Source organism: Rhodobacter calidifons (assembly GCF_011174775.1).
GTDB classification, from domain to species: Bacteria; Pseudomonadota; Alphaproteobacteria; order Rhodobacterales; family Rhodobacteraceae; genus Tabrizicola; species Tabrizicola calidifons.
In genome coordinates this window covers 1-1,064 of record NZ_JAANHS010000048.1, presented here as the reverse complement: position 1 = coordinate 1,064, position 1,064 = coordinate 1, and the positions used below count along the sequence as shown (strand labels likewise).

General features: G+C 67.7%; 1 protein-coding gene. It reads right to left on the bottom strand.

From position 1 onward, the window contains the following. Window positions 1-7 precede the first annotated feature (7 nt). Complete coding sequence (locus tag G8O29_RS18145; protein ID WP_166404595.1) at window positions 8-1,063, bottom strand: IS30 family transposase; 1,056 nt, start codon at window positions 1,061-1,063, stop codon at window positions 8-10. Window position 1,064: the final 1 nt, after the last annotated feature.

Sequence of the window (1,064 nt, the reverse complement as noted above, 5' to 3'; positions counted from 1 at the left end):
GGTTAACTCAAGTTCCAAGTGCAACGGTTGTTGGTGTTTTTTCGAGTTCCTCGGCGAGGGCCTGTGCTGGTGTTTTCCAGCCCAGTGTCTTTCTGGGGCGGTTGTTCATGAGCTTGGCGATATGGTCGAGATCGCGCTGAGAGAACTGGCGGAGGTCAGCGCCTTTGGGCAGGAACTGGCGCAGAAGCCCGTTGGTGTTCTCGTTCGACCCGCGCTGCCATGGCGAATGGGGATCGCAGAACCAGATGTCGATCTTCAGGCGGCGGGCCAGCTCCGGATGGCAGGCCATCTCCGATCCGCGGTCGTAGGTGAGGCTGCGGCGCAGAAAGGCGGGCAGATGCTTCATCTGGCGGGTGAAGCCTTCCAGAACTGCCGCAGCGCCGTTGCCTTCCATCTTCGCCAGGGTGACGAAGCGGGTCTTGCGTTCGACCAGGGTGCCCACGCAAGAGCGGTTGGACGCGCCCTTCAGCAGATCGCCCTCCCAATGCCCGGGCACGAGGCGGGCGTCGACCTCTTCGGGCCGGTGAAGAATACGCAACGTTTCCGGGACGATGGCACTGCCGCCCCCGGGCCTGCGCCCGATCCCCCGCCCGCGGCCGCGTCGGTGCTTGCCCTGGCGCAACGCCTCGACCAGCGCCGCCTTCAACCCGCCGCGCGGCTGGGCGTAGATCATCGCGTAGATGGTCTCATGGCTCACGCGGGCCCGGGGATCGTCGGGGTGCATGGAACGGAGTGTCGCGGCGATCTGCTCGGGCGACCAGCGGAATGTGACGAGGTGATGCCAGACGAAGCGCCAGAGCGCCCCGCCCGGCCGGAGCTTGCGCCGGGGCCGGCAGCGCAGCCGACGCCGGGCATAGGCGCGCTGGCCGGCCTGCGGACAGTATCCGGACCCCGCTCCGACGGCCGTTCCCGCTGCAACCCGCCCCCGCCCGAGTTCCCGGCAGATCGTGCTCGCCGACCGGCCAAGAAGCCGCGCGATCTCCCGCTGGCTCGTGCCTCGACGATGCTCCGCAAAGATCACCGCCCGCTCCGCACCATCCAGATGCAACCCCCGCCGATCCATC

What these genes read in the sequence shown, in the direction of transcription:
- G8O29_RS18145 (WP_166404595.1), bottom strand. Translation starts at nt 1,063, where the DNA reads ATGGATCGGCGGGGGTTGCATCTGGATGGTGCGGAGCGGGCGGTGATC.